Origin of the sequence: Gordonia malaquae (assembly GCF_037148075.1) — a bacterium.
GTDB lineage: Bacteria > Actinomycetota > Actinomycetes > Mycobacteriales > Mycobacteriaceae > Gordonia > Gordonia malaquae.
Genome location: NZ_JBBCUB010000001.1, coordinates 745,681 through 772,244 on the forward strand (window position 1 = coordinate 745,681; position 26,564 = coordinate 772,244).

A 26,564-nucleotide genomic window follows, 5' to 3' on the forward strand; every position below is an offset into this window, starting at 1 on the left:
CAGCCGAATCATGCTCGTCGACGACGATCCGCTCGTCCGGTCGGGTCTGCGGCTGATGCTCGGCGGATCGGCTCTCGAGATCGTCGCCGAAGCGGGTGACGGACGTGAAGCGCTGGAGTTGTACTCGGCCGACCCGGTTGATCTGGTCCTCATGGACTTGCGGATGCCCGTTCTGGACGGGATCGCGGCGACATCGGAATTCAAGAAGTTGCTCGACCCGCCCGCCGTGATCGTCCTGACCACGTTCGACGCAGACGACTACGTCGTGCGGGCGCTGGCCGTCGGCGCCGACGGGTTCTTGCTGAAGGACACGCCGCCTCGGGACATCGTCACGGCGATCAACAACGTCCTGTCGGGGCAGCCCGCACTGAGCCCGTCGGTGACAGCCGCCTTGATCAAACAAGTCGTCGACGGACGCGGGGACGACAAGGCAGGCCGTGCCGAGAAAGCGATCGGGGAACTCACCGAGCGCGAGCGCGACGTCGCGATCTGCCTCGCGAAGGGCGCGTCCAACGCCGAGATCGGCGCTGAGCTGTACATGAGCGTCCCGACAGTCAAAGCCCACATCTCTCACATCTTCGCCAAGCTCGGTGCGTCCAACCGCGTCCAAGTGGCGATTCTCCTGCACGACGCAGGACTGGCCTGAACCTCGATTCTGGCGGGCACTCAAAAGTCAGTACTGAGATCGAACACCGAGGGAATATTGCCCTCGAGTTGCGATTGCAGTACTGACTTTCGAACCATCTCGATCGCCTGCGGCGTGCGAGCGCGGTGCCGGTCCGGCCTGGTGATCGACAGGATGTCGGCGAGGACACCGTCCCAGTCGTAGAGGATGTCGTCGTAGGTGAGCCGGAGGACGAGCCAGCCGTCGACTACTGCTCTGCGATCGCGGTGATGATCGCGTTCGTAGTCGGCTCGGCTCGCGTGGTGCAGGACGCTGTCGCATTCGATCAGCAGCCGACCGACGCGGAGGTCTGCGTGCCCCACACCCTCGACTGGCGGCTGGACCACAACGTCGAAGCCCGCAGATCGGAGGCGGACCCGCACGATGCTCTCGGTTCCGGTCGAGTTCAGGTAGGAGTCGCAGACGGCGACCCATTCGTCCAGCGGGAGGCATCCGACGGCATAGAGCAGGGAGACCGGCAGCGGGTCGACGGCTTCGCGAGCGGACCGAACACATCCAGTCGGCGGACGGCACGCGCGATTCTTTCCGCTCAAGTTGCGGCTGCGACGCAGATGCGGCCCGTTGTGGCCCGGAGGAGTCCAGAGCTCGTGGAACCTGAGCGCGTCGACACAGGTCAACACGCCGCCGTCTCGCACCGCGGACGCCGTGCGGGCATCGTGATTCGCTGCGGCGAACCATCCCCACCGCAGCTGTGCCAGGTCGCCGGACAGAACGGCTCGACGGATCGCCTCGCGGTCGAATCCGAGTGCCAACAGCGCAGCCGCAGGGTAGACACCTGAATCCCTCATACAAGGTCAGACGCAGCGACCCGATGCGCGGTTCCCTCGGCACGCCGATACGCCTGAACTCGCTAGGCTGGAACCATGAAACCCGGTGACATCGCACCCGACTTCGCTCTGCCCGACCAGAACGGCGACGTCCGGCGGCTGTCGGAACTCCTGGCCGAGGGACCCGTTGCCCTCTTCTTCTACCCTGCTGCGTTCACGCCGGGCTGCACCAAGGAGGCCTGTCACTTCCGCGATCTCGCAGCCGAGTTCTCAGCAGCCGGGGTGCAGCGCATCGGGATCAGCCGCGACGACGTCGCCAAGCAGAGCGACTGGACGGCCAAGCACGGGCTCGACTATCCACTCCTCGCCGACGTCGGCGGCTCGGTCGCCGACGCCTACGGAGTCCGCCGGAGCGGCCTGTTCAGTGCGGTCGGCATGCCGACCAAGCGCACCACGTTCGCCATTGGGCGAGACGGAGTGATCGCCGACGTCATCGCGTCCGAGGTCAACATGAGCGTCCACGCCGACCGCGCCCTCAAAGCACTCGGGTGATCCTCCGCGAGCCAGCCGGACCAGAGGAGTACCCGGCGATCGTCGACGTCTGGCGCAGCGCCGTCGCCGCAACGCACGACTTCCTCGCCGCGGAGCATTTCGCCGAGATCGAACGCGCGCTGCCCGGCGACTATCTCCCGAACGTGACGCTGACCGTCGCCGACGACGCAGATCGGATCGTCGGTTTCTCGGGTGTCGCCGAAGGGCGACTCGAAATGCTGTTCGTGCACGACGACGTCCGTGGGACGGGAGTGGGGACAGTGCTGCTCAACGACGCGGTCGTCAGGCTCGGCGCCACCGAAGTCGACGTCAACGAACAGAACCCGCAGGCCGTCGGGTTCTACCTCGCCCGCGGTTTCACCCAGACGGGTCGCTCGGACCTCGACGGGGACGGACGCCCGTACCCACTGCTCACGCTCGAACTCACCCCCTAAGCGGGAACAACCGGACGCCCGGCACGTACGCGGTCGGGATCGGGAACCGGCACCGCGTCGACCAACAACCGGGTGTAGTCGGTGACCGGCGCGTTGAACAGCTCGTCGGCCCATCCAGTCTCCACGAGCCGTCCAGCCTTGAGGACGGCCACCCGGTCGGCCACCTGCCGGACCACGGCGAGGTCGTGGCTGATGAACAGCGCGGCGAAACCGAACTCGGACTGAAGGTGGGCGAACAACTCCAACACCCGAGCCTGCACGGACACGTCGAGCGCGCTCGTCGGTTCGTCGGCGATCAAGAGTTCGGGATTCGCCGACAGCGCACGGGCCAACGCCACGCGTTGCCGCTGGCCTCCGGACAGCTCATGGGGCAGTCGGGTGGCGAACGATGTCGGCAGTTGCACCGCGTCCAACAGTTCGGCGACGCGTCGAGCACGTGACGAACGGTCACCGATCCGCCCGATGTCCAGCGGCTCGCGGATCGATTCGGCCACGGTGAACCGCGGGTTCAACGATGCTGTCGGGTCCTGCGGGACGAACGCGATCCGACGACGAACCGCACGCAGCGCCGCGCCGGAGAGTGTCGAGACATCCTCGCCGTCGATGAAGATCCGCCCCTCGGCGATGGGCAGCAGCCCACCGATCGCGCGTCCGAGTGTCGTTTTGCCTGAACCGGATTCGCCGACCACACCGAGCACCTCGCCGGGCGCGACGTCGAGTGTCACCTCGGACAGTGCGGTGTGCGGCGCCGTCCCGAAGCGGCCCGGATGACGGACGGTGACGGCGTTGATCTCGAGCACCGGGGCGTCGACCTCCGTCGGCTGCGGGTCGACCTCCTCCACCGATCCCGGGTGCAGGCGGGGCACCGATGCCAGCAACTGCCGGGTGTACGGCTCGCGGGGCGCCGCGAACAGGGAGTGGACGTCGGCGGTCTCGATGGTCTCGCCGAGCTGGACCACGACCACGCGGTCGGCGATCTCGGCGACCACCCCGAGATTGTGCGTGATCAGCAGGATGCCCGCACCCGTGCGGTCCCTCAGTCTGACGAGCAGGTCGAGGATGTCCCGTTGCACGGACACGTCGAGGGCGGTGGTCGGTTCGTCGGCGAGGAGCAGAGCCGGGTCGCCCGCCAGCGCGAGGGCGATGACCACGCGCTGCTTCTGACCTCCGGACAGCTGATGCGGGTAGTAGCCGACTCGTGTCTGCGGGTCCGGGATCTCGACGAGTTCCAGCAGTTCGACCGCTCGTCTCCTGGCTTCCGAGCGGGAGAGCGACCCATGCCGGGTCAACGCCTGTCGGAGCTGCCAACCGACCGTCTGGACCGGATTGAGCGCGGTCTGCGGTTCTTGAAACACCATGGCGACGCGGCTGCCGCGGACAGCGGTCCATCCACGTTCGTCCAGGTCGAGGACTTCGATTCCGTCGACCTTCACCGAACCGGTGGAGACGGCGTTCTCGGGGAGCAGTCCGATGGCTGCTCGTGCTGTCATCGTCTTGCCGGAGCCGGACTCACCGACGAGGGCGACGATCTCGCCCGCATCGACATGGAGGCTGATGCCCGCGACTGCGGGACGTGGATAGTCGAACCTCACGTGGAGGTTGGTGACGTCGAGTACGCGTGTCATGGTCTTACAGACTCCTTCGGTCGGAAGAGATCGACTGCGCGATCAAGTAGAGGCCCAGGACCAGGGCGGACACGACGATCAGCGGACCGATCGAGATCCAGGGGTTGGTCTCCAGGTAGCCGTTGCCCGAGGCGAGCAGGCCGCCGAGCGACGGTGTCGGCGGGACGACGCCGATGCCGAGGTAACTGAGTGCGCCGCCGATGAACACACCGAGCGACAGTGACAGCGCGAACTGCACTCCGAGCGCTTCGACGGAGTTCGGCAGCACGTGACGGAACAGGATCCGGCCCGTGCCTGCACCACTGACCCGCGCCGCTTCGACGTACGGCTGCTCTCGGATACGCAGGACAGATGTGCGGACCAGTCGGCCGAAGACGGGGATCTCGGCGATGGCGATGACGATGCCCACAGTCACTGCGCCGGGCTCGAGGATCGCGACGAGCGCGATTCCGAGGATCAGTGCGGGGAATGCGAGGATGACGTCGAACACCCGCTGAACCACACCGTCGGCCCGCCGGAACGACACCCCGAGCAGCCCGATGAGAGTGCCGATCGCGGCGCCGATCGGGACGGCGATCACGATGATCAGAAGGTCGACGCGGATTCCGGACAGGATCCGCGAGGCGACGTCGCGGTTGACGTCGTCAGTGCCGAACCAGTGCTCTGCACTCGGTGACAGGAGATAGGCGCCGTCGATCTGCTGGTCGGGAGCGTAGGAGACGAACAGCGGTCCGAGAAGGCCCGCGAGAACCACAGCGAGCACGAGGACCGTGCCGACGAGGCCAGACCCGTGGACGAGGCTGCGCCACAGCGGCAGTCGTGTCGGCCGCGAGTCGCGGTCGGTCGGAGTCTCCGGGATGAGACCGGGGTCGAGGTCGACGGCGGAGCCGTCGACAATCGGAACGGTGGTGGTCATGCGGTACCTGCCAATCGGATACGGGGGTCGAGCCATGCGTGGACGATGTCGGCGGCGAGCTGAATCAGGACAAAAACCGTCACCGACAGCAGCACCAGGACTTGGACGAGCGGATAGTCGCGGGCTGAGATGCCCTCCTCGGTCAGCAGGCCCAGTCCGGGCCAGCCGAAGATGGATTCGACGAGCACGGCACCGCCCAGGAGCGCACCGACGATGAGACCGAACGCGGTGATCGTCGACGGGAGTGCATTGCGCAGCGCGTGTTTGAGCACCACGTCGCGGCGTGACGCGCCGGTCGCGATCGCGGTGACCGCATACGGCTGCGTGAGCTCGGTCTGCAATGCCTCGGTGAGGAATCTGGCGAGCATCGCTCCGGCGGGAAGCCCGAGAGTGAACGCGGGCAGTGCCAAGTACTGCGCGGTGATCCACAGATCATCGGTGAGGCCGTTCGGCGGCGTGCCGCCGGCCGGAAGCAGTCGCCAACGGACACCGAACAGGAAGATCAGCACGATTCCGACGACAAAAGTGGGGAGTGCGATGGCGACTGCGTTGACACCGGTCAGCAGCGTGTTCAACCAGGCGGACGGTCGTATCGTCGCAGCCAGACTGAGGGCGATCCCGAGGGCGACCGCGAACACCGCCGCCGCAGACGTCAGTACCAGCGTGTTGGTCAGACCGAACGAGACCAGGTCGCCGATGCTGCCGCCCACTTGGTAACTCGTTCCGAAGTCGAGGGTGAGGACGGATCCGATCCACGCTGCATACTGGACGAAGAAGCCCCGATCGAGGCCGAGGTCGTGACGGATCGCCGCGAGGTCGTCCGGGGTCGCGTCCGAGCCCGCGAGCGCCGCTTCGGGGCCGCCCGGGATGAGCCGAAGCACGGCGAAGATGAGCAGCGACGCAGCGAACAGAACCACAACAGCTGTCGGGATCCGCCGGAGAAGGTAGCCGGTCATGTCATGACCTCCGATCGGGATTGGTGAGACTCGTGCCTGCGAAATGGAACTGGACTCGACGGTCCCAGCCCACATCTCTGACGTTCGGTGATGCGGTCGCGTGCTGAATGACCACGCCGATCTCAACGAGGAACAGCTCCCTGAGCCACACCGCGTCGAGTCGGCGATACGCGGCGATCGCCTCGGGCGACGACGGGTCGGCAGTCTTCCACGCGGCGTCGGCCGCCGCCGCATAGTCGGCGTCGACGAAGTTCGAGGCGTTCTTCGCCGCATTGAACGGGTACGCCGACACGGCGAGCGTCGACGGTGTGAACTGGGCGAACGCGTGCTCGAGGATCCACAGCCCGGAGAACTCTCCACCGATGAGCTTCGACGAGTGCACTGTCGGGTCGTTCGGCACGAGATCGACCGTGATCCCGATGTCCTTGAGGTTGCTCTGCACGATCTCTGCGACGATGCGAGAGGTGCCGCCCTGGGACGAATAGTCCAAGTCGATGGGTGGCACCGGCGGCAGGTCGGCGAGGATCGCCTTCGCCTTCGAGACGTCGCGGGTGAACGTGTGATTCGCGGACGCGTCGTACGCGGGCGACGTCTTGGGCCACGGCAGGTTCACCGGATAGCCGGCGCCCTGATACACGTCGGTCATGATCCGTTCCCGGTCGACCGCGGACGCGATCGCCTGGCGGACGCGGCGGTCGGCCAGCGCAGGATTCGCGACGTTGACGCCGACGTACACCTGGCTCTCCGCGCCGGTGAATTCGATGTCGCGGAACCCGTACCTGCTGGTGGCGAGTTTCTGATCGTGTGACGTGAGGCCGACGGGGTCGACGACGTCGAGCTGCCCGGTCCGAAGCCGCGTGTACAGCGACTTCGGGTCGTTGCCTTCCACGAAGGTGATCTTGTCGAGAGCGGGCGATCCGCCCCAGTAGTTGTTGTTCCGGACCAGGGTCACTCGGGCGTTGGGGGTCCAGGACGCGAACTCGAAGGGGCCGGTCCCGTTGAACGTCCGGCCGGCTTTCAACCCGTCGAGTGTCTTGGCGTCGATGATCGGCGCCGAATCGAGGAGGTCGAAGATGTTGCCGACCGGATGTGCGAACGACAGGACCACTCGGTGGGGATCGGTGACGTCGTACCGGGTGATCGCGGCCGCGGTCCGCTTGAACTGCGGCTTCCACGGACCGGCGAGGTAGGCGAGGAGCGACTGCTGCACATCGGACGAGGTGAACTCGCGGCCGTCGTGGAACGTGACGCCTCGGCGGAGGTCCAATGAGAGGGACAGTCCGTCAGGTGCCAGGGCCCATCCGGTCGCCAGGGAGGGCCGCGGGGTGGGCGAGGCGTGGTCAAGGGTGACGAGGGTGTCGTACACGTTGGCGACGATGTGCCCGTTGAGGCCGCCGGTGCCGATCTGAAGGAACTTGGCGGGGGACAGGTCGCCGAGCACCCCGACACGGAGTTCACCGCCGCGCACCACTGGTCCGGAGCCTGTTGCCGGACCTTGCTGCGCATCGACTGCACTACGGCAACTGCTGAGCCCGACCACTGCGATCAGGGCTAGGAGCAGTGCCCACAATATGCGGGCGAACCGATGTCGGAACATGTCAATTTCTGCTTTCTCGTCGAATTCTTCTCGCACCGCTGCCGGTGGGTGCGGTTGGCAATGAATGATTCAGCAGAGCGTCGTCGAAAGGATCACTTCCAATCACGACGATTCAAAGTTTTGACGGTGCGCCGGGATGTCGGGAATGGTGCTCGAATCGGTGCCTGCGGCGCCGACGACACGTTCGGACACTGCATGAAAGGCCACGAAGTGACGAGTGGAATTCCCGACTACGCCCGCGGATACGACGATTTCGGTGGAACGGTGGGGCGGACCACGTCCGCGTCGACGCCGTGGTGGCCCGCCGACACGGACGGCCGCCGACGGCCCAACATCGTCGTGGTGCTCATCGACGATCTCGGCTACTCCGACATCGGTCCGTTCGGCGCCGAGATCCCGACACCCAACATCGACCGGATCGCCGCGACCGGTTACCGGCTGAGCAATTACCACACGACTCCGGTCTGCTCGCCTGCCAGAGCAGCCTTGTTGACCGGCGTCAATCCACACCGCGCGGGGTACGGCAGCGTTGCCAACTCCGACCCGGGGTTTCCGGGACTGCGCCTCGAGTTGGCCGACGACGTCTTGACGCTGCCGGAGATTCTCCGCGAGTCGGGGTACGCGACGTTCGCCGTCGGCAAATGGCACCTCGTCCGCGATGCCGACATGAGTCCGGGGCGATCCCGGAAGTCGTGGCCTCTGCAGCGAGGTTTCGACAGTTACTACGGATCGCTGGAAGGACTGAACTCGTTCTTCCACCCGAACCAGCTGATCGCCGACAACTCGGTGGTGGACGTCGACGAGTACCCGGAGGGCTACTACGTCACCGATGATCTGACTGATCGAGCGATCGGGCAGGTCAAAGCTCTGCGTGCGCACGACGCGGACAAGCCGTTCTTCCTGTATTTCGCGCACATCGCGATGCACGGTCCTCATCAGGTGAAGCCCGCAGACCTCGACCGGCATCGAGGCCGGTATGCCGACGGCTGGGACGAGGTCCGGCGCAGGCGATTCGCGAAGCAGGTGGCCGACGGGCTCTTCGACCCGGGGACTCCGATCCGGGAGCGGAACACCGAACCCGGGTACGACGCACCGCCGTGGGACGACCTGTCGGACGAGGAGAAGAACCGCTACCAGCGCTACCAGGAGGTGTACGCAGCTCTCGTCGACAGTGTTGATCAGAGTGTCGGGCGGATCGTCGACCTCCTCGACGACCTCGGCGAACTCGACGACACGATCATCGTCTTCACCTCCGACAACGGCGGCACGGCCGAAGGCGGGGCGGAGGGGACCCGCTCCTACTTCAGCCAGTTCGTCCACGGTCCGGTTCCGCCGGACTGGGAGCGCGACGTGCCACACGACGAGTCGCTCATCGGTTCACCCGAACTCGGAGTGCATTACCCGCGCGGCTGGGGACAGGCGTCCAACACTCCGTTCCGGTTCTACAAGGGCCAGACGTTCGCCGGCGGCGTCCGGGTTCCGTTCGTCCTGTCCTGGCCGGGCGGTCTGACGAGAGTGGCCGACGACAACGGGGTACGACGCCAGTTCGCCTACGTCACCGACCTCGCGCCGACCCTGCTCGAGCTCGCCGGTGTCGACACGCCGCGGACCAGACACGGCGTCGACGCGATCGAACGTGACGGTGTGAGCGTCGCCGAGTTCCTGCGCGAACCCGACGCGGCGTCGCCGCGGACCGAGCAGTACGCGGAGTTCGGCGGACACCGGGGCTTCTACCGCGACGGCTGGAAGCTGCTGTCGTTGCACGACGGCGATCCGGCCGACGTCGACCGTCCTCAATGGGAGCTGTACGACGTGCGGACCGATCCCGCCGAGACCGTCGACGTCGCCGCCGATCATCCGGATGTCGTCGCAGAGCTGGCCGCCGCATGGGACGAGGCCGCATGGCGCAACACGGTGTTCCCCCTGTTCGACACCGTCGGTGACCAGGTGAGACGCCGCCCCGCCGAAGCTGAGCGTTTTGCATCCGACGTCCGGCTCCTCCGGGGCACGCCGACGCTGGAACGGTACCGGTCGAGCAGGCTGATCGCGTACCGCGACTTCGAGGTCGTCGTGGAACTCCGCGACTGGGAGCCGTCGGACGAGGGTGTCCTCGTCGCGCACGGAGACGTCCAGGGCGGCTACCTGGTCGTCGTCGAGAACGGAGTGCTGAGCTTCGTCTACAACGCCTACGGGCGGGTGCACCGGGTGTCCGGACCGTTGCCGGAGCGGCCGGAGGCCGTGACCCTCAGAGCTCGGGCGTCCGACGACGTCCGGTGGGATTTCACTGTCGACGTGACAGTCGACGGCGCCGAATCGCGGGTCGCCGATCTCCCGCGGGCGGTGCAGTTGGTGGGGATGGCGCCATGGACAGGCATCTCAGTGGGCCTCGACGCGCGAGGCGCGGTCGACAGCGATCTGCGGGCCAGACGCGGTGTGTTCCGAGCTCCGGAGTCGCTCGTCTCCGTCACATACCGGCCCGGGCGGGTCCGCGTCCCGGAGCCGATTCGGCGCACCATCGATCAGCAGGCGGCCGATGTCGCCGATTGAACCGACTTGCAATCACGATGATTCGATGTGTGGTGCTCATCGCGCCGATTCGATTTCATGAGTGTCACGCATTCGCGTCGATCATCAATTCCCCCCACATTTCACACTCGCCTTCAAGGGTGAAAGGAATTCAGCCATGACAATCACTTCCATTGAGAATCACGCCGACCGTGCTGCTGCGGCGGAAAGCATTTACGCCGATGCCGGAATCAGGGTGGACAAGCTCGGAGAGTACATCGGCGCCCGAATCAGCGGGGTGCGTCTGGGCGGCGAGATCAGTGACGATCAGGCAGAGGCGATTCGACTCGCGCTCGCCGTCAACAAGGTGGTCGTGTTCAGCGGACAAGAGCACCTCGACGACGACGGGCAGTACGCATTCGCACAGCGTCTTGGAGAGCCGACACTCCCGCACCCGACCGTCACCTCGCGGGGCAGCCAGCTGCTGACGATCGAAGGCGCTGCCAACAGCTGGCACACCGACGTGTCGTTCGTCGACCGGATCCCGAAGGCGTCGATCCTGCGGGCCGTCACACTCCCAGCGTGGGGAGGGGCCACCACCTGGGCGTCCACCGTCGCCGCCTACGACCAGTTGCCGGCGTCGTTGCGCGCGTTCGCAGACACTCTGTGGGCGAAGCACTCCAACCTCTACGACTACGTCACGTCCGAGCACGGTGGCGGCGACCAGGAGACCGCGCGCCGGACCGAGCACTACAAGGAGTTCACGAGCTCGGAGTACCAGACGCTGCACCCCGTGGTCCGGGTCCACCCGGAGACGGGTGAGCGGAGTCTGCTGCTCGGACACTTCGTCAAAGAGTTCCACCAGCTGAAGCCCGGTGAGTTCGCGGCGCTCTACCAGGTGTTCCAGAACCGGATCACCCGCCTGGAGAACACCTTCCGATGGAACTGGAGCCTCGGCGATGTCGCCATCTGGGACAACCGGGCGACGCAGCACTATGGAATCGCCGACTTCGGTGGGCAGGAGCGCAGGCTGCACCGCATCACACTTGCCGGTGATGTGCCGGTGAGCGTCGACGGGGAGTCGAGCCGAATCATCTCCGGCGACGCGTCGCACTACTCGAGCATCGACGAGCCTCGGCGGCTGGACGTCTACGCCGCCTGATCTTTGAACGAATACCAGACAGGGCCGGTGAGCAACCAGATGACGGTGATCGTGCCGAGCATCCCGAAACTCCCGAACATGGCCTCACGCTGAGTGGAATCCGCGACGGTGTAACCGAGGGCTGCGGTGATCACCGCGGCGATGGCGACGGCGCCCAGCCATCGCCCGAAGTCGGACCACTCATGACGGGCTCGCACCGGACCGGTCGACGGGATCGGCACCGGTGCGGGCCCGTCGGCGAATCGGTGCGCAAAACGCACATCGGCCCACGCGATCATCCGATGCCCGAACATCAGCGTGCCGCCGAGGTAGATCGGTGCGAGTCGATGGGCGAACTCGACGTCGCCGCCCCTGGCCAGATCGACAGTCACCGCGATCAGCAGAACCAGGTCGATCAGCGGAACACAGGCGAGGACGATCGTCGATGCACGCGTGAGTCGAGCCAGATAGCGGAGGGCGAGTCCTCCGACGACAAACGCCCAGAAGCCGATCTCGCAGGCGGCGATGGTGATCAATACGGGGTTCATGGATTCACCGTGCCCCGCGTCCACCATGCGGCGCATCCGCCGATCGACGTCGGCGGGGTCGTACTTTAGGGGGACCCGCGCAGGCGTCCGGTGTGCTGTAGTTGGAGACGATGACGATCCGATTCCACCGAGACAGCATGCTGAACGGGGCGAACGTGATGGCCGCCGGCACCCTTGCTGTCGGCCTGCTGATGTGGGCGTCCGGATCGTTCGTGTTCTTCACCGATGTCGATCGGTATCCCTGGTACGGAAAGCTCGGCATCCTGTCGGCGGCGTTTCTCGTCCAGCTGTCCGCCCAGCGCAGGCCTGCACTCGCTCTCGGCGCGATGGGGCTTCTGCTGGCATTCGACGCGTATGCGGGCCCGTCGCTTCCGTTGTGGATCGCGCTATCGGACGTGATGTACATCGGTGTGGTCCGCGGGTCGGATCGCCTTCGACGCGTGGTGATCGTGCTCGGAGTGGTCGCAACCGTCGCCGGTGCAGTCGCCGGGGCGATCGCCGGAGGTGCTCGTGCAGGCGTGCTGACCGGCCTGATCGGTGTTGCACTTCTGCTGTCGCCGATCGGCTACGGGCTGTCGGTTGTCGCGACCCGGCGGGCGGCCGACGCGGAGAAGTCGGCGGCGGTCGCACAGGCGCAGGCAGAACGGGCCGCAGCACTCGCCGACGAACGTCGGCGGCTCTCTCGTGAACTCCACGACACCGTCGCCGGGCACGTGTCCGCGATCGCGATCCTGTCCGAAGCGGCGCGTGACGCCGCCGAACCGGGGCCCGTCGTCGAATCGATCCGCGGGAACTCGCTCGCGGCACTCGGCGAGCTGAGGGCGATGATCGATCTGCTCGCCACCGATGGTGACGAGATCACAACGGTCCGCTGGTCATCGCTCGATCCGCTGATCGACGCCGCGGACGCTGTCGGCTCGACGGTCTCCGTGAACGGTGACGTGACCGGAATGCCTCGTCGTTTGGAAGCCGTCGTCACCCGGATCGTGGGGGAGGCCCTCGCGAACGCGACCAAGCACGCACCCGGGCGCCCGGTCACCGTCGAACTGTCCAGCGGCGCCCGCGCTGTTCGTGTGATCGTCCGGAACGACTGGGCCGCCGAAGCGCCTTCGACGAGGGGCCGGGGGTTGGCGAACATGCAGATCAGGGCAGAGAGCATCGGGGGACACCTCGACGCCGGACCTGTCGGACAGGAGTGGATCGTGACGGCGGAGCTTCCCCGATGAGCAGTGTGACGAGCAGGGTCCGGGTGGTGCTGGCCGACGATCACGCCGCCGTGCGTGAAGGACTGCGGATGGTGCTCGAAGCCTCCGGGCGGATCACTGTGGTCGGGGAGGCGGCCGACGGCACCGCCGCAATCCGCCTTGCGGTAGAACTGCGCCCCGACGTCGTGCTGATGGACGTGCGGATGCCCGGTGTCGATGGTCTGGCGGCAACGGCCGCGGTCACCTCCGCGACCGATGCGCGCGTATTGGTGCTGACGACGTTCGGTCTCGACGAGTACGTCGTCGGCGCGTTGTCTGCAGGCGCTTCGGGGTTCCTGTTGAAGACCGCGTCCGGGGCCGAACTCGTCGATGGGACGCTGCGGGTGGCCGAGGGCGACGCCGTCCTCGACGCGGGAGTCACCAGGGCTGTCGTCGACGCCATGCGCACTCGGCCCGCACCCGCGGTTCCCGACCTCTCGGCGCTGACTGACCGTGAGCGCGATGTGCTCGGCGGGGTGGGTGCAGGATTGTCGAACGCGCAGATCGCACGTCGACTGGGCATCGGGGAGTCGACGGTGAAGACGCACGTCTCGCGGGTCCTGATGAAGCTGGACGCGCCGTCACGCGTACAGGCCGCGGTGATCGCCGCTGCGGCCGGGCTCGTCTAGCGGTCCACCGGTCCCGTCGCGGCGAGTGCACCGTAGAACAGCAGGAACGATGTCGCGGCGGTGGCGTTGAGTCCGAAGTCGCGGACGCGCACGTGGGAGCCGACGGCGAGGGTGAAGTAGATCGTCAGCATGATCGCCGTCAGACGAGCGAGGGCGGGCGAACGTGTCACGGACGCCAGTCCGACCGCCGACGCGCCCTTCACAACGGGAAAGATCCAACGATTCGTCTGTGGATACTCGACGCTGTCCAGGCATCGGGTGATGTAGGGGATGGGGCCGATGCACGCTACTGCGTCGGCGGCCTGGCCGACGGCGGCGAGTTGGTACAGGCGCGGATCGCGGAGCAGGTCAGTCGGTGCGTTCATGTTCTGACCGTAGGACGAACGGTGTCACGCGGCAATGGTCTCCGGTGGTGACTGATCGCACCACAAACGGCATTGGCCTGCACGTCGAGGCTAGGTATGGTCAGGGGAGTGGCCGGAACTCGGCCCCCGGACGAGCTCACCGTACCCGGCCTGCGACAAGACGGTGTTTGTTCGAAAGGTGCATCTCATGTCGTGGATCATTCTTGTCGTGTCCGGGCTGCTCGAAGCCGTATGGGCGACCGCCCTCGGAAAGTCGGAGGGTTTCAGCCGCCTCTATCCATCAGTCGTCTTCGGTGTGGCACTGGTCGCGAGCATGGCCGGGCTGGCGATCGCGATGCGCGATCTGCCGATCGGCACGGCCTATGCGGTCTGGGTCGGCATCGGGGCCACCGTCACCGTCGTCTACGCGATGGTCTCCGGGGACGAAGCCGTCAGCATGGTCCGGATCATGTGCATCATTGCGATCGTCGGCGGAGTCGTGGGCCTCAAGCTCGCGTCCTGACATAGAACAGCGGGCGGCCGAATCGAATTCGGCCGCCCGCTGTTCGCGTCTGCTCAGCGTCCGGTGAGCTTGTCCTTCACCGAGTCGATGCCGTCCTTCACCTTGTCGGCCACTTCGGTGGCCTTCTCACGAACCGCGGCGAGCCCCTGGTCTGCCTGACCTTCGGCCTTCAGGTCGTCGTCGCCGATCGCGGCGCCGGTCGCCTCCTTGGCGCGGCCCTTCAGATCGTCGGCCTTGTTCTGTGCGTCGTCTGCGAGTCCCATGGTGTGAATCTCCCTTCGATCGAGCGCTCAACCCTTCCGGGTGGCCGTCCGATTGGACGACACCACCGACGCTACCGAAGAGCGCCGGGTCTCGCAGTGGTCAGACTCGTTGTGAGTTCATCGGGCACGCCGCAGTGCGGACCGCGTCAGAAATCGCCGTGAGCTGCACGAAGGGACCGAATGGCGCTCACCAGAGCACGTGATTCGTCGGAGGGCATGCCTATGTCGGCGAACACAGTGTTCAGGGCTGTAGTGGCGAGTTCCACACGGTCGCGGCCCGCCTCGGTGATCGCGACGAGGGTCGTCCGGCCGTCTGTCGGGTGCGGTCGGCGTTCGACGAGCCCGGCGTCGACGAGGCGCGCGATCGCACTCGTCGTCGACGAGACGTGCACTTGGAGACGGTCTGACGCCTTGGAGATGGGGAGTTCGCCGAGGCGAGTGAACGCGAGGAGACGCAGCAGTTCGAACCGTGCGAACGTCAGACCGAACGGCTTCAACTCCTGCTCGACGCGCGCCAGCATGATCTGATGCGCACGCATGACGGACGTGACCGCCTCCATGCCATCGGCGATCTCACCACCCCAGCCGGCGTCCTCCCAATTGCGGCGAGCCCGCGCGATCGGATCACGGTCGTCTCGCACGGGCCCTCCTCGGGTCTGGGCGCTCACCGAGTCTCGGTCAACGCAAGGTGTCGATTATCGCACTGAAGTCGAGATGTCCGTGCTCGGCGGCATACGCCGCGTACAGTCCTGCCGCATGCGAGCCGAGCGGCGCCGTTGATCCCGTCGCTGCGACGGCGTCCATCGCAAGGCCGAGATCCTTGTTCATGAGCGCAGTTGCGAACCCCGGCTTGTACTCGTTCTCCGACGGCGCCGTGGGCACCGGACCCGGGACGGGACAGTTCGTGTGCAACGCCCAGCAGTTGCCCGTCGCACCCGTCACGACGTCGTACAACGCCTGATCGGCCAGGCCCAACTTCTCTGCCAGCACAAACGCCTCACCGACGGCGATCTGCTGGACCGCCAGGATCATGTTGTTGCACAACTTGGCAGCCTGGCCGTTTCCGGAGCCGCCGCACGGCACGACCTTTCCGGCCATCGGCTCGAGCACGGGGTCTGCTGCGGCCACGGACGGGTCGTCTCCGCCGACCATGAACGCCAGGGTGCCCGCGGTGGCGCCCTTCACGCCGCCCGACACGGGTGCGTCCACCTGGCGCATGCCCGCGGCCAGTGCCTGCTCATTCACGTGGCGCGCATCCTCGACGGAGATCGTCGACGAGTCGATGAAGACACTGCCCTCGGCGGCGACGGGGAGGACGTCTCTGTACACGGCTTTCACGATCGCGCCGCTCGGCAGCATCGTGATGACAGCGTCCGCGCCGTCGACGGCCGCCCGTGCCGAGTCGACGGGTTGGACGCCGTGCTCGGCCGCGTGGGCGAGCGCAACATCCGACAGGTCGAACCCGACGACAGTGTGACCTGCGGCGATGAGGTTCGCGGCCATCGGTCCGCCCATGTTGCCGAGTCCAAGGAATGCGACGCGCATCGATTGCCCTCTCGTTTCACTCGTCCCGTTCATCGGGTCTTCTCCTTCGTGACGCGGGCGGCTTCGGCGCGGCCGATGACCATCCGCATGATCTCGTTGGTGCCTTCCAGGATGCGGTTCACTCGCAGATCGCGGACGATCTTCTCCACACCCGTCTCATGCAGGTAGCCGTACCCGCCGTGCAATTGCAGGGCCTGGTCGGCGATCGTGAAGCAGTGCTCGGTGACGAACCGCTTGGCCATCGCACACAGTTCCACCTTGTCGGGGTCTCCCGAGTCGACGGCCTCTGCCGCACGCCACAGCATCAGCCGTGATGCCTCGAGGTTCATCGCCATCTCCGCGATAGTCGCGCGAATCGTCGGTTCGTCGATCAGAGGCGCTCCGAATGCGTGCCGATCGGCTACGTACTTCAGGGCGGCGTCGTACGCAGCCTGTGCGCCGCCGAGCGAGCAGGCGGCGATGTTCAACCGTCCGCCGTTGAGCCCGTTCATGGCGATAGAGAAGCCGGTTCCCTCTCCGTCGGCGCCGCCGAGCATGGCGTCCGCCTGGACTCGGACGTCGTCGAAGACCACCTGCGCGGTCGGCTGGTTGTGCCAGCCCATCTTGGCCTCCGCAGGTCCGAACGACAGCCCGGGCGTATCGCGCTCGACGACAAACGTCGAGATGCCGCGGGCTCCCGCATCGCCGGTGCGGGCCATGACCACGTACACGTCCGACACTCCGCCACCGGAGATGAACTGCTTGGACCCGCGCAGCACCCACTCGTCACCGTCCCGTCTGGCCGACGTCGACAAGGCGGCGGCGTCCGAGCCCGCGCCCGGCTCGGTGAGGCAGTAGCTCGCCATGAACTCCATCGACGCCATCTTCGGGACGAAGCGTTTGCGCTGTTCGTCGGTGCCGTAGGTGTCGACCATCCACGTGCACATGTTGTGGATCGACAGGAACGCCGCCGTCACCGGATCGGCCTTGGCGAGCTCCTCGAAGATCCGAACACCGTCGATACGACGCAGTCCGGATCCACCCACATCTTCTCGGGTGTAGATCGCGGCCATGCCGAGCGACGCGGCCTCCACCATCTCCTCGACGGGGAAGTGCTTGGTCGCGTCCCACTCCAGGGAGTGCGGTGCGAGGCGCTTGCGCGCGAAGTCGCGCGCCGTCTCGACGACGATCCGGTCGTCGTCGTTCAGAACCGGGTAGGGCATGCCCGAGCCTCAGTTCATCGTCGGGATGGAGAACTCGGCGCCGTCCTTGATGCCCGACGGCCACCGTGACGTGACCGTCTTGGTCTTCGTGTAGAACATGATCGACGCAGGTCCGTGCTGATTCAGGTCGCCGAAACCGGAACGCTTCCAGCCGCCGAAAGTGTGATACGCGACGGGAACCGGGATCGGCACGTTGACGCCGACCATGCCGACCTCCACACGCGAGGTGAAGTCACGGGCGGCGTCGCCGTCACGGGTGAAGATCGCGACGCCGTTGCCGTACTCGTGCTCGGTCGGCAGGGCGAGCGCCTCTTCGTAGTCCGCAGCCCGGACGATCGTGAGGACGGGACCGAAGATCTCATCCGTCCAGATCGACATGTCCTTGGTGACGCGGTCGAAGAGGGTGGGACCGAGGTAGTAGCCGCCGGAGATGTCGACGCCGTTGAACTGGGCGTCGTCACTGCCGCGGGTCCGACCGTCGACGACGAGCTCCGCGCCTTCCTCGACGCCCTTGCCGATGTAGTTCTTCACGCGCTCAAGTGCGGCAGCACTGACAAGCGGACCGTAATCGGCGGCCGGGTCGTGGCTGTGGCCCACGCGCAGGGCCGCGATGCGCTCGACGAGCTTGGCGCGCAACGCCTCCGCCGTCTCCTCGCCGACCGGAACCGCCACCGAGATCGCCATGCACCGCTCGCCCGCCGAGCCGTAGCCCGCGCCGATGAGGGCGTCGACGGCCTGGTCGAGGTCGGCGTCCGGAAGGATGATCATGTGGTTCTTGGCGCCGCCGAACGCCTGGCTGCGCTTGCCGTTCGCGGCGCACGTCGAGTAGATGTACTGCGCGATGTCGGAGCTGCCGACGAAGCCGACGGCCTTGACCGTCGGATTGTTCAGCAGCGCGTCGACGGCGGTCTTGTCGCCGTGCACCACCTGGAACACCCCGTCGGGGAGTCCGGCCTCGGAGAACAGTTCGGCGAGCCGCACCGGAACCGACGGGTCGCGTTCGGACGGCTTCAGGACAAACGCATTGCCGCACGCCAACGCGGGGCCGGCCTTCCAGAGCGGGATCATCGCGGGGAAGTTGAACGGAGTGATGCCTGCGACGACGCCGAGCGGCTGACGCATCGAGTAGACGTCGATCCCCGTGCCCGCACCCTCGGTGTACTCGCCCTTGAGCAAATGGGGGATGCCGATCGAGAACTCGATCACCTCGATGCCGCGCTGCACGTCGCCCTTGGCATCGGCGATCGTCTTGCCGTGCTCGGACGACAGGAGCTCGGCCAGCTCGTCGATGTTCTGGTTGACCAGATCGACGAAACGCATCATGACGCGGGCTCGACGCTGCGGGTTCCACGACGCCCATTCGCGCTGCGCGACTGCGGCCGACGCGACGGCGGCGTCGACGTCGGCGGTCGACGCGAGTGGGACCTGCGCCTGCACGGCGCCGGTGCTGGGGTCGTAGACGTCGGCGGTCGCGCCGGTGCCTGCGACGCGTGCGCCGTCGATGTAGTGGTCGATGGTGCGCAGATCGCCCATGTGAAACAGCCTCTCGTACAACTCTCCAGGTGGTCACGATCACCATAAACTTGGATGTCCAAGTAATGCAATAGGTTGGACGTCCTAGTTTTCTTCCGGGGGATGGTCGAGTCGTGTCGGCCTGCCGCCGATCAGGTCGGCCCACCACCGCTGAATCGGCCCCCACCTGCGGTCGAATCGGTCCAGGCGGCGGCGGGCCAAGCCTCTCCGGTGCTCGTCGTAGCGGACGCGGGCCCAGAGTGACGTGGGCCGGGCGAGCCGAATCGCGGCGATCCATGCGACCGGCGCCACGAACACGCCGACCACGGCCGTCGGGTACTTGCCCTTCAATGCGACAACCGCGACTGCTGTCAGGTTGAGCGCGAGAAACACCATCAGCGCGTACCGGATCCACAGAACCGCCCCGGACAGCCCCGGCACGCTGGCGGGAGACAGGCCGACGACTGCGAGGCACAGACACGCGGCGGCCAGCGTCGCCGCGCCGATCGACATCTGGCCTTCTTCGCTCCAATACACATCTCGCAGGCGGAAGATCATCGCGAACTCGTCGAGGACGAGGGCCGAGCCGCTCCCGACGGCGAACGCGGCGAGGTATGCCCAGACGGACAGCGTCGGGGCGCCCACCGCGGTGAGACCGCCGCCGATCACCATGACTACTCCGGGTGTGGAGTGGTGCAGATGGACGCCGTCGATGTTGATGTTCCCGAACGGGCCGATGCCGGCCCGGATGAGCCGAGTGATGATCCGGGTGACCAGGAACGTCACCACGAACGCGATCAGGGCGAGCAGCAGCGGCCCCTTACCGCCGTGGACCACTTCGTGACTCCACCACCAGTTGAACCAGTGCATGGACCCATCCTTGTCGGACGAACCTACGGCCGGGGCTGTTCCGTGTCGAATGCTCCCGCTCCGGCGAGCGTGTACGCCACCGAGTCGGCGATGAACCGGTCGTCGAACGTCCTGTTGCCGAGAAGTGCGCGCATGTAGGCGGGGGCGACGAGGGCTTCGATGACTCGATACGGGTCGGCGGTCGACGGCAGTTCTCGGCGGTCGACGGCCCGTTCCACGATCACCGACGACGCCGCGAATCGGTTGCTGAAGAATGTCGAGCGGGCCTCGTCGACAGTGGTGGCGCCGTCGAGTGCGGCCGCGCTCCGCACCACTCGAATCACCTCCGGCCGACTCAAGAGATCAACGATCTGTGTGAGCAACTCGCTCAGATCGCCTTCGAGTGAGCCGGTGTCGGGTATCGGGTTGTCGGCATCGGCCAGCCTCAGCAGCGCGGCAGCGACCAGGTGGTCGGTTGACGGCCACCGTCGGTACACGGTGGTCTCGGCGACTCCGGCCTCCTGTGCGACGGCGCGCATCGTCAACCCGATGCGTCCACCGCTCAGCAAGAGTTTCAGTGCGGCGGTTTCGACGGCCTCCTGCACACGCGCGGAACGCCCGCCGGTGCGTCGGAGGGGCGGTTTGGTGTCGGGCACGACTTCCATTCTTGCCGGATCGGGGGGTTGACGCCGTGAAATGACGCGCCTAGCGTCACTTAACGATAGTTCACCTAGCGTTAGGAACGAGATGGCCCTGCCTGAACTCGACATCACGGCGACGATCAATGGTCGGCAGGTGTCTCGCGCCGATGTCCTCGCCTGGGAGGACAAGCGAATCGACGCCGCGGCGAAGAAGCTCGGGGTTCCGGCGCCGGACCCGATGCCGGTCAGCGAACGTCGCGAGGAGTGGCTGCAGATCAAGCGGGCCCTCGGTGACGATGAGATGCTCCGTCGACTCGAGCGTGATGCGCGGATCGCCGACATTGTGGGACGTGCGCAGGCATCACTCAGCCGGCGTCGACGCATCTGCGTCACCGAACTCCACGTGCCTGGAGGGACCGCGCAAGAGTTCGCCGACTGGTTCACCGAGATCACGTTCTCCTCGAACCAGGACGCGATGGAACGCTCCTGCCCGGACCATTTCGTGCTTCGCATGGCAGGAGGCCGACAGCAGGTTCTCGAGACGAACGGGGGCAGCCCGTTCGCGGCTCTCTTCGACATCGACTACGACGACGTGTCCAGTCTGGTCACGCCGATCGACCCGCAGTTCCCGGTGCGGCTCGACGGCGTCGCGATCAGTTCAACGGGCCGCCCGATCGGCGGCGTCCGGCACCAGTTCCGCGACACCGCCGACGGCGTCCACGCGCGACTGCTGGTCGAGTTCCCGCTCCCGATGCTGCAGACTGTGATCTCCGGACATCGATGGCATCTCGCCTGCGAGTTCTCCAACTGGTTCGAGGCCGCTTTCGCCGGCTGAAAGCCTCCCCGCTACCTGCCGGACCAGTTCGGCGGACGCTTCTGCACAAACGCCATGATGCCCTCACGGGTGTCCTCGCTGACCAGGACGGTGTTCAAGACGTCGAGGCTCTGTCGGACTGCGGTCACGGTCTCGGGTTCGGCGTCGGCCCGCGCCATCGTGCTGATCGACGAGCGGACCGCGACCGGCGACGCTGCGAGGATCTCCTGTGCGACGGTCCGTGCGAGGTCGAGCACCTCGCCGTGGGGAGCGACACGGGAGACCAGGCCGTGAGCGAGCGCTTCCGGCGCGTCGATTCGACGACCGGTCAGGATCATGTCGCGCGCAAGCGCGGGCGGGACGACGCGCGGGAGGCGAACGAGCCCGCCGGCAGCCGCGACCAGCCCGACCTTCACCTCGGGAAGTCCAAAAGTCGCCTTCTCGTCGGCGACGATAACGTGACAGGCCAGGGCGATCTCCAGGCCTCCACCGAGGGCGAAACCGTTGACCGCCGCGATGATCGGCTTGGGCAGGCGAGTGCGCGCCGTGAGGCCCGCGAACCCGTTCTCCGGCATCGACAAGCCGCTTCCGCCCGCACTCGCAGCGAGGTCGTTGCCCGAGGAGAACGCCTTGTCACCTGCGCCGGTGAGGATCGCGACCCAGAGGTCGGGGTCGGCGAAGTAGGCGTCGAAGACGGCGTCGAGTTCGGCGTTGGTCGCCGGACTGATCGCGTTGCGGGAGTTCGGACGATTGATCACCACTTCGAGGACGTGCCCGTCCCGCCGGACGATCAGGTCCTGGTACTCGTCGGCGAAGCCGACCGCGGGCCGGGGATGGCGTTCGTCCAATTCAGAGCGGGTGGCCGTCACGACGTTCCGGGAGGCCGACGACCGCGCGTACACGGTCTGCCCGATCGGATCGCCCGGTCCGGTCAACAGGTCGAGCAGCGCGTCGCCGTCGGCGGTGGCGATGAACCGCGTTCCGTCGTACAGGCGTCCGATCACGGTCCCCGCACGGTCGTCACGGTCGGGATTGAGGACGGTGAACGTCTCGATCGTCGCGCGCCCGTCGGCGTATCGACTGATCTCCACTCGCGGCGCCACGTCGAGCTCCGCCTGCACGGCGTCAGAGGTGGACGGCGCGAGAGCGCGCGGCGTCGTCGAGTACACGCCGACCGAGTACTTGCTCATCACACCACCGTTCGCGGCGACGAGTCCGAACGAACCGGGTGCGCGTCGGGATCGGTCGACTATCTCGACGATCGCGTGCATCGAGTAGTTGTTGCCCGGACCGCCGAAGTAGGGGAGACCGCCGGTGACCGTCAGGCCGCGAGGATCGTCGGCTGCCAGGCCGAGTGCGTCGGCGGCGTTCGAGACGGCGATGGGGAAGCAGCTGTACAAGTCCAGCGAGCTGACGTCGTTGATGCCGATGCCCGCCATCTTCAACGCTGCATCGAGCGCGGCCGCCGCAGCGGGGGACCGGGACAGGTCGGGGCGTTCGAGCAGCGGCGGTTCGCGCAGGTCGGAGTACCCGTGCAGGAACACCCACCGTGACGGATCGATGCCTGCTTTCGTCGCCGCTCCCGCCGACATGAGAACCACGGCGGCAGCCTGATTGACCTGGTCGCGTGAGACGAGTCGGCGCGTGTACGGGACGGAGACGCGCCGATTCTCCTCTGTCGGGACGGCGAGATCGTCGGCCGAATGCACGTGTGTGCTCGCCGAATGGGGATTCGACTCGGCGACGTGAGTCATCGGCGCGAACAACGCGCCCATGTCGGAGGCGTACTCCGACTGCGACAGACCAAGCCGGTGGCGGCGCGCGTTCTCCAGCAGTGAGTACTGCGCGATCGGGATCACCACGCCGTGCTTCACCTCGTCGATCGAGGTGAGGCCTGCGATCTGGTATCCGCGGTCCTCCAGTTGCCCCTCGAGATCCTCCGTGAAGTCGGGACGCTCATCCTGCTTGAGGGCGGCACGGACCGTCGACATCACCTCGGCCCCGAACAGCAGGACGGCATCGGTGCGGCCGGCGCTGATCTCCGTGGCGAACTCGGTGACCAGGTGCTGCGGGCTCTGGCCGCCGGTGACCTCTTCGACGGCCCGGCGAGGGGCCATTCCGATGCGCGCCGCGACAGCACGCGGCATGTTGTTCGGCCGGCCCAGTGGAGACGACGACGCCGGACTCGACTTCTCGAACGACCGCACAGCGGCCGCGACGTCGATCAGTGCCGCGACCTGCGCCGGGTCGACACCGGTGTCGGCGAACGCGGCGCGGGCGGCGTCGGCCGCGAGATCCGCTTCGCCGAGCCCACGGTAGTCGGCGTCGCCGAGGCGTTCGGACGCCTGACCGACGCCTACGATGACGGGAGTGGCCGGATCGATGTCGCCGGCGGTCGTGATTGCCATGACGCTACGTTCCCACGTTGCCATTGGCTGATGGCATTCAGGTAGTGGTGGAAGGGATATCGATGTTCTCCATGGCGCCCACAGACGCCGCGATGTACTGGTTGGGACGAGGCACAGTGAACGACCAGTTCCTGCTCTTCGCCTTCGACCGCGGTGGAGTGCCGGACGTCGTGCAGGAGCTGCGTCGCCGTGCTGCGGCCATAGCCGACCTGCACCTGGCCGTCCGCACGGTGCCCGGTGACCTCGACTTCCCGCGCTGGGCGCCCGCACCGATCCGAGACGACGCGATCGTCGTAAGACCCGGTGACGATTGGCCTGCGTGCCTGGCCGCCGTCACCGCGCTCCGTCCACTGCGCGAATCGTCTGCGCTGTGGCGGGTGCACGTGTTCGACGCAGTCGCCGGGGTTCCACGGGTCGATGGACTGGGACGTGTTGCCGTGCTCCAGATATCGCATGCGGTGGGCGACGGCCGACGTGTCTCGGCGATCGCCCGCGCACTGTTCAGCCGCGAGCCCGCACCGTTCCTGCGGGACAAACGTGTGGCGATCGACGACACTCGTTTGGCGGCACTGAGGTCTGGCCTGCTGATCGGGCCGAATCTGTTGCGTGCGACAGCCCTCGGCCTCGCGGCGTGGGCCGCCGAAGAACCCGACGGCGGTCGCGCGAACGTCGCGCCGACACGGGCGAATGTCAGTCCGGAAGGACCGCGCGAGCTTCGTACCCTCACTGTCGATGCCGCGTCTCTGCGGGTGGCCGGACGATCGTCGACGGTCGGCGTGCTCGTTGGATTGGCGGAGGTGCTTCCGAGCTTCCTCAACGCGCCCGTCCGCGACGCGTCGGTGGAGCTGACGGTCGCATTCGACGACGATCGGGATTCGGCGGCGCGGAACTGCTTCCAGACGGTCGGCGTCGGTCTCCATGCAGATGTCCGTGACCGGGGGCTTCGGGCGTCGCTGATCGCCGACGAAATCGCGGCTGCTCGCGCTCGGGTGTCGTCTGCCCAACGCGCGGCATCTCGCCGGGCTGCAGAATCCTCGCCGGCAGTCCTTGTTGCGACTGCGGCGCGACTCGGTTCGGGCGCTCCGCCACCTGCCTCGGTCGCCGGATGGACAGTGGTCTCGCCGGTGCACAGGGGCGCTGCCGACTTGACGCTTGGCGGCGGCGCTGTCCGATTCACCGCGGGATTCCCCTACTTGTCGAGCGCTCACAGTCTTACTCACGGCGTGCACCGGATCGGTGACACGGTCACGCTGTCGGTCAATGCCGGCGGCCGGATCGCTGATGGAGTTGACGACTACATCGCGTCGTTGGCCAGCGTCTTCGCAGAGCTCACCCAGATCCCGACCGATGGGCCATAAGTCGGCGTATGGTCGGGCACATGACGTCTTATGTGACCGCGAACCCGTCCACCGGCATCGTCGAGAAGGAGTTCGAGACGCTCTCGGACGACCAGATCGATCCGATCCTCGAACGCTCCGCTGCCGCCTACCAGTCGTGGCGCACCACATCGATCGACGAGCGTGTGGCAGTCCTGCGAGCTACTGCCCAGACATACCGAGACCGTGCGGCCGAACTCGGCGCCGTGATCTCGAAGGAGATGGGCAAGCCGCTGCCTCAGGCTGGTGGCGAACTCGCCCTGACCGCCATGATCTACGACTGGTACGCCGAGAACGGCCCTGCGCTCCTCGAGACGAAGCAACTCGACCCGCAGGGCGCCGCGGAGTCGTCGGTGACGAGTGTCCCCGTCGGATCGATCCTCGGCATCATGCCGTGGAACTTCCCGTATTACCAGGTGGCGCGTTTTGTCGCCCCGAACCTGTTGCTGGGCAACGTCATCGTGCTCAAGCACGCGCCGATCTGTGCAGAGTCGTCTGCGCTGATGGAGGAGATCGCGCATGCTGCGGGCACGCCGGTTGACGCGTACATCAACGTTTACGCCACCAACGAGCAGGCGGCGACGATGATCGCCGACCGCCGTATCCAGGGCGTCTCGCTGACGGGCAGCAGTCGTGCAGGCGCCGCCGTCGCCCAGATCGCGGCGAGCAACCTGAAGAAGTCGGTGCTCGAACTCGGCGGGTCGGACGCGTTCATCGTCCTCGACAGTGACGATGCACGTGCTGCGGGTGCGAAGGCAGCGGGCATGCGGATGATGAACGCGGGCCAGGCGTGCAACTCGCCGAAGCGCTTCATCGTCAAGGACGACCTGTACGACGATTTTGTCGCCGGTCTCGTCGATGGTGTGAATGCGCTGGCGGTGGGTGATCCCTCGGAAGCGTCGACATTCATCGGGCCGCTGTCGTCCGTCGCCGCCCGCGACGAGGTCGTCCGTCAGGTGGAGGAAGCGGTGAGCCAGGGTGCGACTCTGCACACCGGCGGTGCGGCGCTCGATCGTCCGGGTGCTTTCATGTCGCCCGGCGTGATCACCGGTGTCACCTCCGACATGAATCTGTACAGCGAGGAGATCTTCGGTCCGGTCGCTGTCGTGTACTCGGTGTCGGACGACGACGAGGCGGTGGCGCTGGCCAACGACGTCGAGTACGGCCTCACCGGCTCGGTCTGGACGTCGGATGTCGAGCGTGGCAAGGACATCGCCGAGCGCCTGGATGTCGGCAACGCGATGGTCAACGAGCACGGAACGTCGCTGCCGGGCCTCCCGTTCGGTGGCGTGAAGCAGTCCGGTTACGGTCGCGAGCTCGGCCAGTGGGGTCTCGGCGAGTTCGCCAATGTGAAGCTCCGTCGCGTCGCCAAATAGGTCTTGTCTCTGCCTTTCGACTCTCGCAGAACTTCCCTGCTCCTTGAGTGGAATTGTCCCTGCTCCTTGAGCGAGCCGACCCCTGCTCCTTGAGCGAGCTTGCGAGTCGAAA

Annotated in this window: 26 protein-coding genes and 1 riboswitch; of the genes, 11 read left to right on the top strand and 15 right to left on the bottom strand. The window is 66.6% G+C overall.

Annotation, left to right across the window (positions count from 1 at the left end):
* Positions 1 to 10 precede the first annotated feature (10 nt).
* Positions 11 to 646 (top strand): response regulator transcription factor, encoded by a 636-nt coding sequence (locus WFK36_RS03705; RefSeq protein WP_336790947.1) that lies wholly within the window; start codon positions 11 to 13, stop codon positions 644 to 646.
* Between the two features lie 20 nt (positions 647 to 666).
* Here the strand turns inward: WFK36_RS03705 and WFK36_RS03710 are convergent, their stop codons facing one another.
* Positions 667 to 1,473, bottom strand: a complete 807-nt coding sequence (locus tag WFK36_RS03710; RefSeq protein WP_336789781.1) for a DUF559 domain-containing protein — start codon at positions 1,471 to 1,473, stop codon at positions 667 to 669.
* Between the two features lie 75 nt (positions 1,474 to 1,548).
* Here WFK36_RS03710 and WFK36_RS03715 point away from each other — a divergent pair, with 75 nt between their 5' ends.
* Both WFK36_RS03715 and WFK36_RS03720 read left to right on the top strand, forming a co-directional pair.
* The gene (locus WFK36_RS03715) at positions 1,549 to 2,004 is read left to right on the top strand and encodes a peroxiredoxin (RefSeq protein WP_336789783.1); all 456 of its coding nucleotides are present in this window, start codon (positions 1,549 to 1,551) and stop codon (positions 2,002 to 2,004) included.
* Positions 2,001 to 2,438: an acetyltransferase gene (locus WFK36_RS03720; RefSeq protein ID WP_336789785.1), complete on the top strand. Its 438-nt coding sequence runs from the start codon at positions 2,001 to 2,003 to the stop codon at positions 2,436 to 2,438. The genes WFK36_RS03715 and WFK36_RS03720 overlap by 4 nt, the downstream gene beginning before the upstream one ends.
* Here WFK36_RS03720 and WFK36_RS03725 read toward each other — a convergent pair.
* Genes WFK36_RS03725 through WFK36_RS03740 form a run of 4 tightly spaced genes read right to left on the bottom strand, consistent with a single transcriptional unit; the run spans position 2,435 to position 7,532 of the window.
* A complete protein-coding gene (locus tag WFK36_RS03725) occupies positions 2,435 to 4,063 on the bottom strand; it encodes an ABC transporter ATP-binding protein (protein WP_336789787.1) in 1,629 nt (542 codons plus the stop codon). The genes WFK36_RS03720 and WFK36_RS03725 overlap by 4 nt on opposite strands.
* Before the next feature lie 4 nt (positions 4,064 to 4,067).
* Positions 4,068 to 4,979: an ABC transporter permease gene (locus tag WFK36_RS03730; protein ID WP_336789789.1), complete on the bottom strand. Its 912-nt coding sequence runs from the start codon at positions 4,977 to 4,979 to the stop codon at positions 4,068 to 4,070.
* Entirely contained in the window at positions 4,976 to 5,935 is a 960-nt protein-coding gene (locus tag WFK36_RS03735; RefSeq protein ID WP_336789790.1) for an ABC transporter permease, read from the bottom strand. The genes WFK36_RS03730 and WFK36_RS03735 overlap by 4 nt, the downstream gene beginning before the upstream one ends.
* Before the next feature lies 1 nt (position 5,936).
* Complete coding sequence (locus WFK36_RS03740) at positions 5,937 to 7,532, bottom strand: ABC transporter substrate-binding protein (protein WP_336789792.1); 1,596 nt, start codon at positions 7,530 to 7,532, stop codon at positions 5,937 to 5,939.
* 195 nt (positions 7,533 to 7,727) lie between these two features.
* Between WFK36_RS03740 and WFK36_RS03745 the strand changes: the two genes are divergently transcribed.
* Positions 7,728 to 10,079 (top strand): arylsulfatase, encoded by a 2,352-nt coding sequence (locus WFK36_RS03745; protein ID WP_336789794.1) that lies wholly within the window; start codon positions 7,728 to 7,730, stop codon positions 10,077 to 10,079.
* A 136-nt stretch (positions 10,080 to 10,215) separates the two neighbouring features.
* Positions 10,216 to 11,199, top strand: a complete 984-nt coding sequence (locus WFK36_RS03750) for a TauD/TfdA dioxygenase family protein (RefSeq protein ID WP_336789796.1) — start codon at positions 10,216 to 10,218, stop codon at positions 11,197 to 11,199.
* Here the strand turns inward: WFK36_RS03750 and WFK36_RS03755 are convergent.
* A complete protein-coding gene (locus WFK36_RS03755) occupies positions 11,187 to 11,726 on the bottom strand; it encodes a hypothetical protein (protein ID WP_223291398.1) in 540 nt (179 codons plus the stop codon). The two genes, WFK36_RS03750 and WFK36_RS03755, sit on opposite strands and share 13 nt — an antisense overlap.
* A 110-nt stretch (positions 11,727 to 11,836) precedes the next feature.
* Between WFK36_RS03755 and WFK36_RS03760 the strand changes: the two genes are divergently transcribed.
* Positions 11,837 to 12,952: a sensor histidine kinase gene (locus tag WFK36_RS03760; RefSeq protein ID WP_336789798.1), complete on the top strand. Its 1,116-nt coding sequence runs from the start codon at positions 11,837 to 11,839 to the stop codon at positions 12,950 to 12,952.
* The gene (locus tag WFK36_RS03765) at positions 12,949 to 13,599 is read left to right on the top strand and encodes a response regulator transcription factor (protein ID WP_336789800.1); all 651 of its coding nucleotides are present in this window, start codon (positions 12,949 to 12,951) and stop codon (positions 13,597 to 13,599) included. The genes WFK36_RS03760 and WFK36_RS03765 overlap by 4 nt, the downstream gene beginning before the upstream one ends.
* Here the strand turns inward: WFK36_RS03765 and WFK36_RS03770 are convergent.
* Positions 13,596 to 13,964, bottom strand: a complete 369-nt coding sequence (locus WFK36_RS03770; protein ID WP_336789802.1) for a DoxX family protein — start codon at positions 13,962 to 13,964, stop codon at positions 13,596 to 13,598. The two genes, WFK36_RS03765 and WFK36_RS03770, sit on opposite strands and share 4 nt — an antisense overlap.
* Positions 13,965 to 14,069: 105 nt before the next feature.
* A riboswitch (guanidine-III (ykkC-III) riboswitch) is annotated at positions 14,070 to 14,134 on the top strand.
* A 17-nt stretch (positions 14,135 to 14,151) separates the two neighbouring features.
* Between WFK36_RS03770 and WFK36_RS03775 the strand changes: the two genes are divergently transcribed.
* On the top strand, positions 14,152 to 14,466 hold the full coding sequence (locus tag WFK36_RS03775) for a DMT family transporter (protein ID WP_008378289.1): 315 nt from the start codon (positions 14,152 to 14,154) through the stop codon (positions 14,464 to 14,466).
* Between the two features lie 53 nt (positions 14,467 to 14,519).
* On the opposite strand, the gene WFK36_RS03780 is transcribed toward WFK36_RS03775, so the two are convergent.
* The 7 genes from WFK36_RS03780 to WFK36_RS03810 form a co-directional block, all read right to left on the bottom strand.
* The gene (locus WFK36_RS03780) at positions 14,520 to 14,729 is read right to left on the bottom strand and encodes a CsbD family protein (protein ID WP_336789804.1); all 210 of its coding nucleotides are present in this window, start codon (positions 14,727 to 14,729) and stop codon (positions 14,520 to 14,522) included.
* A 146-nt stretch (positions 14,730 to 14,875) separates the two neighbouring features.
* The gene (locus tag WFK36_RS03785) at positions 14,876 to 15,370 is read right to left on the bottom strand and encodes a MarR family winged helix-turn-helix transcriptional regulator (protein ID WP_336789806.1); all 495 of its coding nucleotides are present in this window, start codon (positions 15,368 to 15,370) and stop codon (positions 14,876 to 14,878) included.
* Positions 15,371 to 15,407: 37 nt separating this feature from the next.
* Complete coding sequence (gene mmsB, locus WFK36_RS03790) at positions 15,408 to 16,274, bottom strand: 3-hydroxyisobutyrate dehydrogenase (RefSeq protein ID WP_336789808.1); 867 nt, start codon at positions 16,272 to 16,274, stop codon at positions 15,408 to 15,410.
* Positions 16,275 to 16,303: 29 nt separating this feature from the next.
* Positions 16,304 to 17,476, bottom strand: coding sequence for an acyl-CoA dehydrogenase family protein (locus tag WFK36_RS03795; RefSeq protein WP_336789810.1), 1,173 nt, complete (start codon positions 17,474 to 17,476; stop codon positions 16,304 to 16,306).
* Between the two features lie 9 nt (positions 17,477 to 17,485).
* Positions 17,486 to 19,009, bottom strand: a complete 1,524-nt coding sequence (locus tag WFK36_RS03800; protein ID WP_336789812.1) for a CoA-acylating methylmalonate-semialdehyde dehydrogenase — start codon at positions 19,007 to 19,009, stop codon at positions 17,486 to 17,488.
* Between the two features lie 84 nt (positions 19,010 to 19,093).
* Positions 19,094 to 19,858 carry a hypothetical protein gene (locus WFK36_RS03805; RefSeq protein ID WP_336789814.1) on the bottom strand — a complete coding sequence of 255 codons (765 nt, stop codon included), beginning with the start codon at positions 19,856 to 19,858 and terminating at the stop codon, positions 19,094 to 19,096.
* Between the two features lie 23 nt (positions 19,859 to 19,881).
* Entirely contained in the window at positions 19,882 to 20,493 is a 612-nt protein-coding gene (locus WFK36_RS03810; RefSeq protein ID WP_336789816.1) for a TetR/AcrR family transcriptional regulator, read from the bottom strand.
* A gap of 91 nt (positions 20,494 to 20,584) precedes the next feature.
* On the opposite strand from WFK36_RS03810, the gene WFK36_RS03815 reads away from it, so the two are divergent.
* The gene (locus WFK36_RS03815; RefSeq protein ID WP_336789818.1) at positions 20,585 to 21,313 is read left to right on the top strand and encodes a hypothetical protein; all 729 of its coding nucleotides are present in this window, start codon (positions 20,585 to 20,587) and stop codon (positions 21,311 to 21,313) included.
* An 11-nt stretch (positions 21,314 to 21,324) separates the two neighbouring features.
* Here the strand turns inward: WFK36_RS03815 and WFK36_RS03820 are convergent, their stop codons facing one another.
* On the bottom strand, positions 21,325 to 23,700 hold the full coding sequence (locus tag WFK36_RS03820) for an acetyl-CoA acetyltransferase (protein ID WP_336789820.1): 2,376 nt from the start codon (positions 23,698 to 23,700) through the stop codon (positions 21,325 to 21,327).
* Between the two features lie 71 nt (positions 23,701 to 23,771).
* On the opposite strand from WFK36_RS03820, the gene WFK36_RS03825 reads away from it, so the two are divergent.
* Together WFK36_RS03825 and WFK36_RS03830 are read left to right on the top strand one after the other, a co-directional pair.
* A complete protein-coding gene (locus WFK36_RS03825) occupies positions 23,772 to 25,058 on the top strand; it encodes a condensation domain-containing protein (protein ID WP_336789822.1) in 1,287 nt (428 codons plus the stop codon).
* A gap of 20 nt (positions 25,059 to 25,078) precedes the next feature.
* Complete coding sequence (locus tag WFK36_RS03830; protein WP_336789824.1) at positions 25,079 to 26,452, top strand: NAD-dependent succinate-semialdehyde dehydrogenase; 1,374 nt, start codon at positions 25,079 to 25,081, stop codon at positions 26,450 to 26,452.
* Positions 26,453 to 26,564: the final 112 nt, after the last annotated feature.

Bases quoted from the DNA above. Each gene is read 5' to 3' on its own strand.
- WFK36_RS03705 (WP_336790947.1), top strand. From the start codon at position 11: ATGCTCGTCGACGACGATCCGCTCGTCCGGTCGGGTCTGCGGCTGATG.
- WFK36_RS03710 (WP_336789781.1), bottom strand. From the start codon at position 1,473: ATGAGGGATTCAGGTGTCTACCCTGCGGCTGCGCTGTTGGCACTCGGA.
- WFK36_RS03715 (WP_336789783.1), top strand. From the start codon at position 1,549: ATGAAACCCGGTGACATCGCACCCGACTTCGCTCTGCCCGACCAGAAC.
- WFK36_RS03725 (WP_336789787.1), bottom strand. From the start codon at position 4,063: ATGACACGCGTACTCGACGTCACCAACCTCCACGTGAGGTTCGACTAT.
- WFK36_RS03730 (WP_336789789.1), bottom strand. From the start codon at position 4,979: ATGACCACCACCGTTCCGATTGTCGACGGCTCCGCCGTCGACCTCGAC.
- WFK36_RS03735 (WP_336789790.1), bottom strand. From the start codon at position 5,935: ATGACCGGCTACCTTCTCCGGCGGATCCCGACAGCTGTTGTGGTTCTG.
- WFK36_RS03740 (WP_336789792.1), bottom strand. From the start codon at position 7,532: ATGTTCCGACATCGGTTCGCCCGCATATTGTGGGCACTGCTCCTAGCC.
- WFK36_RS03745 (WP_336789794.1), top strand. From the start codon at position 7,728: ATGAAAGGCCACGAAGTGACGAGTGGAATTCCCGACTACGCCCGCGGA.
- WFK36_RS03750 (WP_336789796.1), top strand. From the start codon at position 10,216: ATGACAATCACTTCCATTGAGAATCACGCCGACCGTGCTGCTGCGGCG.
- WFK36_RS03755 (WP_223291398.1), bottom strand. From the start codon at position 11,726: ATGAACCCCGTATTGATCACCATCGCCGCCTGCGAGATCGGCTTCTGG.
- WFK36_RS03760 (WP_336789798.1), top strand. From the start codon at position 11,837: ATGACGATCCGATTCCACCGAGACAGCATGCTGAACGGGGCGAACGTG.
- WFK36_RS03765 (WP_336789800.1), top strand. From the start codon at position 12,949: ATGAGCAGTGTGACGAGCAGGGTCCGGGTGGTGCTGGCCGACGATCAC.
- WFK36_RS03770 (WP_336789802.1), bottom strand. From the start codon at position 13,964: ATGAACGCACCGACTGACCTGCTCCGCGATCCGCGCCTGTACCAACTC.
- WFK36_RS03775 (WP_008378289.1), top strand. From the start codon at position 14,152: ATGTCGTGGATCATTCTTGTCGTGTCCGGGCTGCTCGAAGCCGTATGG.
- WFK36_RS03780 (WP_336789804.1), bottom strand. From the start codon at position 14,729: ATGGGACTCGCAGACGACGCACAGAACAAGGCCGACGATCTGAAGGGC.
- mmsB (WP_336789808.1), bottom strand. From the start codon at position 16,274: ATGCGCGTCGCATTCCTTGGACTCGGCAACATGGGCGGACCGATGGCC.
- WFK36_RS03795 (WP_336789810.1), bottom strand. From the start codon at position 17,476: ATGCCCTACCCGGTTCTGAACGACGACGACCGGATCGTCGTCGAGACG.
- WFK36_RS03800 (WP_336789812.1), bottom strand. From the start codon at position 19,009: ATGGGCGATCTGCGCACCATCGACCACTACATCGACGGCGCACGCGTC.
- WFK36_RS03805 (WP_336789814.1), bottom strand. From the start codon at position 19,858: ATGCACTGGTTCAACTGGTGGTGGAGTCACGAAGTGGTCCACGGCGGT.
- WFK36_RS03815 (WP_336789818.1), top strand. From the start codon at position 20,585: ATGGCCCTGCCTGAACTCGACATCACGGCGACGATCAATGGTCGGCAG.
- WFK36_RS03820 (WP_336789820.1), bottom strand. From the start codon at position 23,700: ATGGCAATCACGACCGCCGGCGACATCGATCCGGCCACTCCCGTCATC.
- WFK36_RS03825 (WP_336789822.1), top strand. From the start codon at position 23,772: ATGGCGCCCACAGACGCCGCGATGTACTGGTTGGGACGAGGCACAGTG.
- WFK36_RS03830 (WP_336789824.1), top strand. From the start codon at position 25,079: ATGACGTCTTATGTGACCGCGAACCCGTCCACCGGCATCGTCGAGAAG.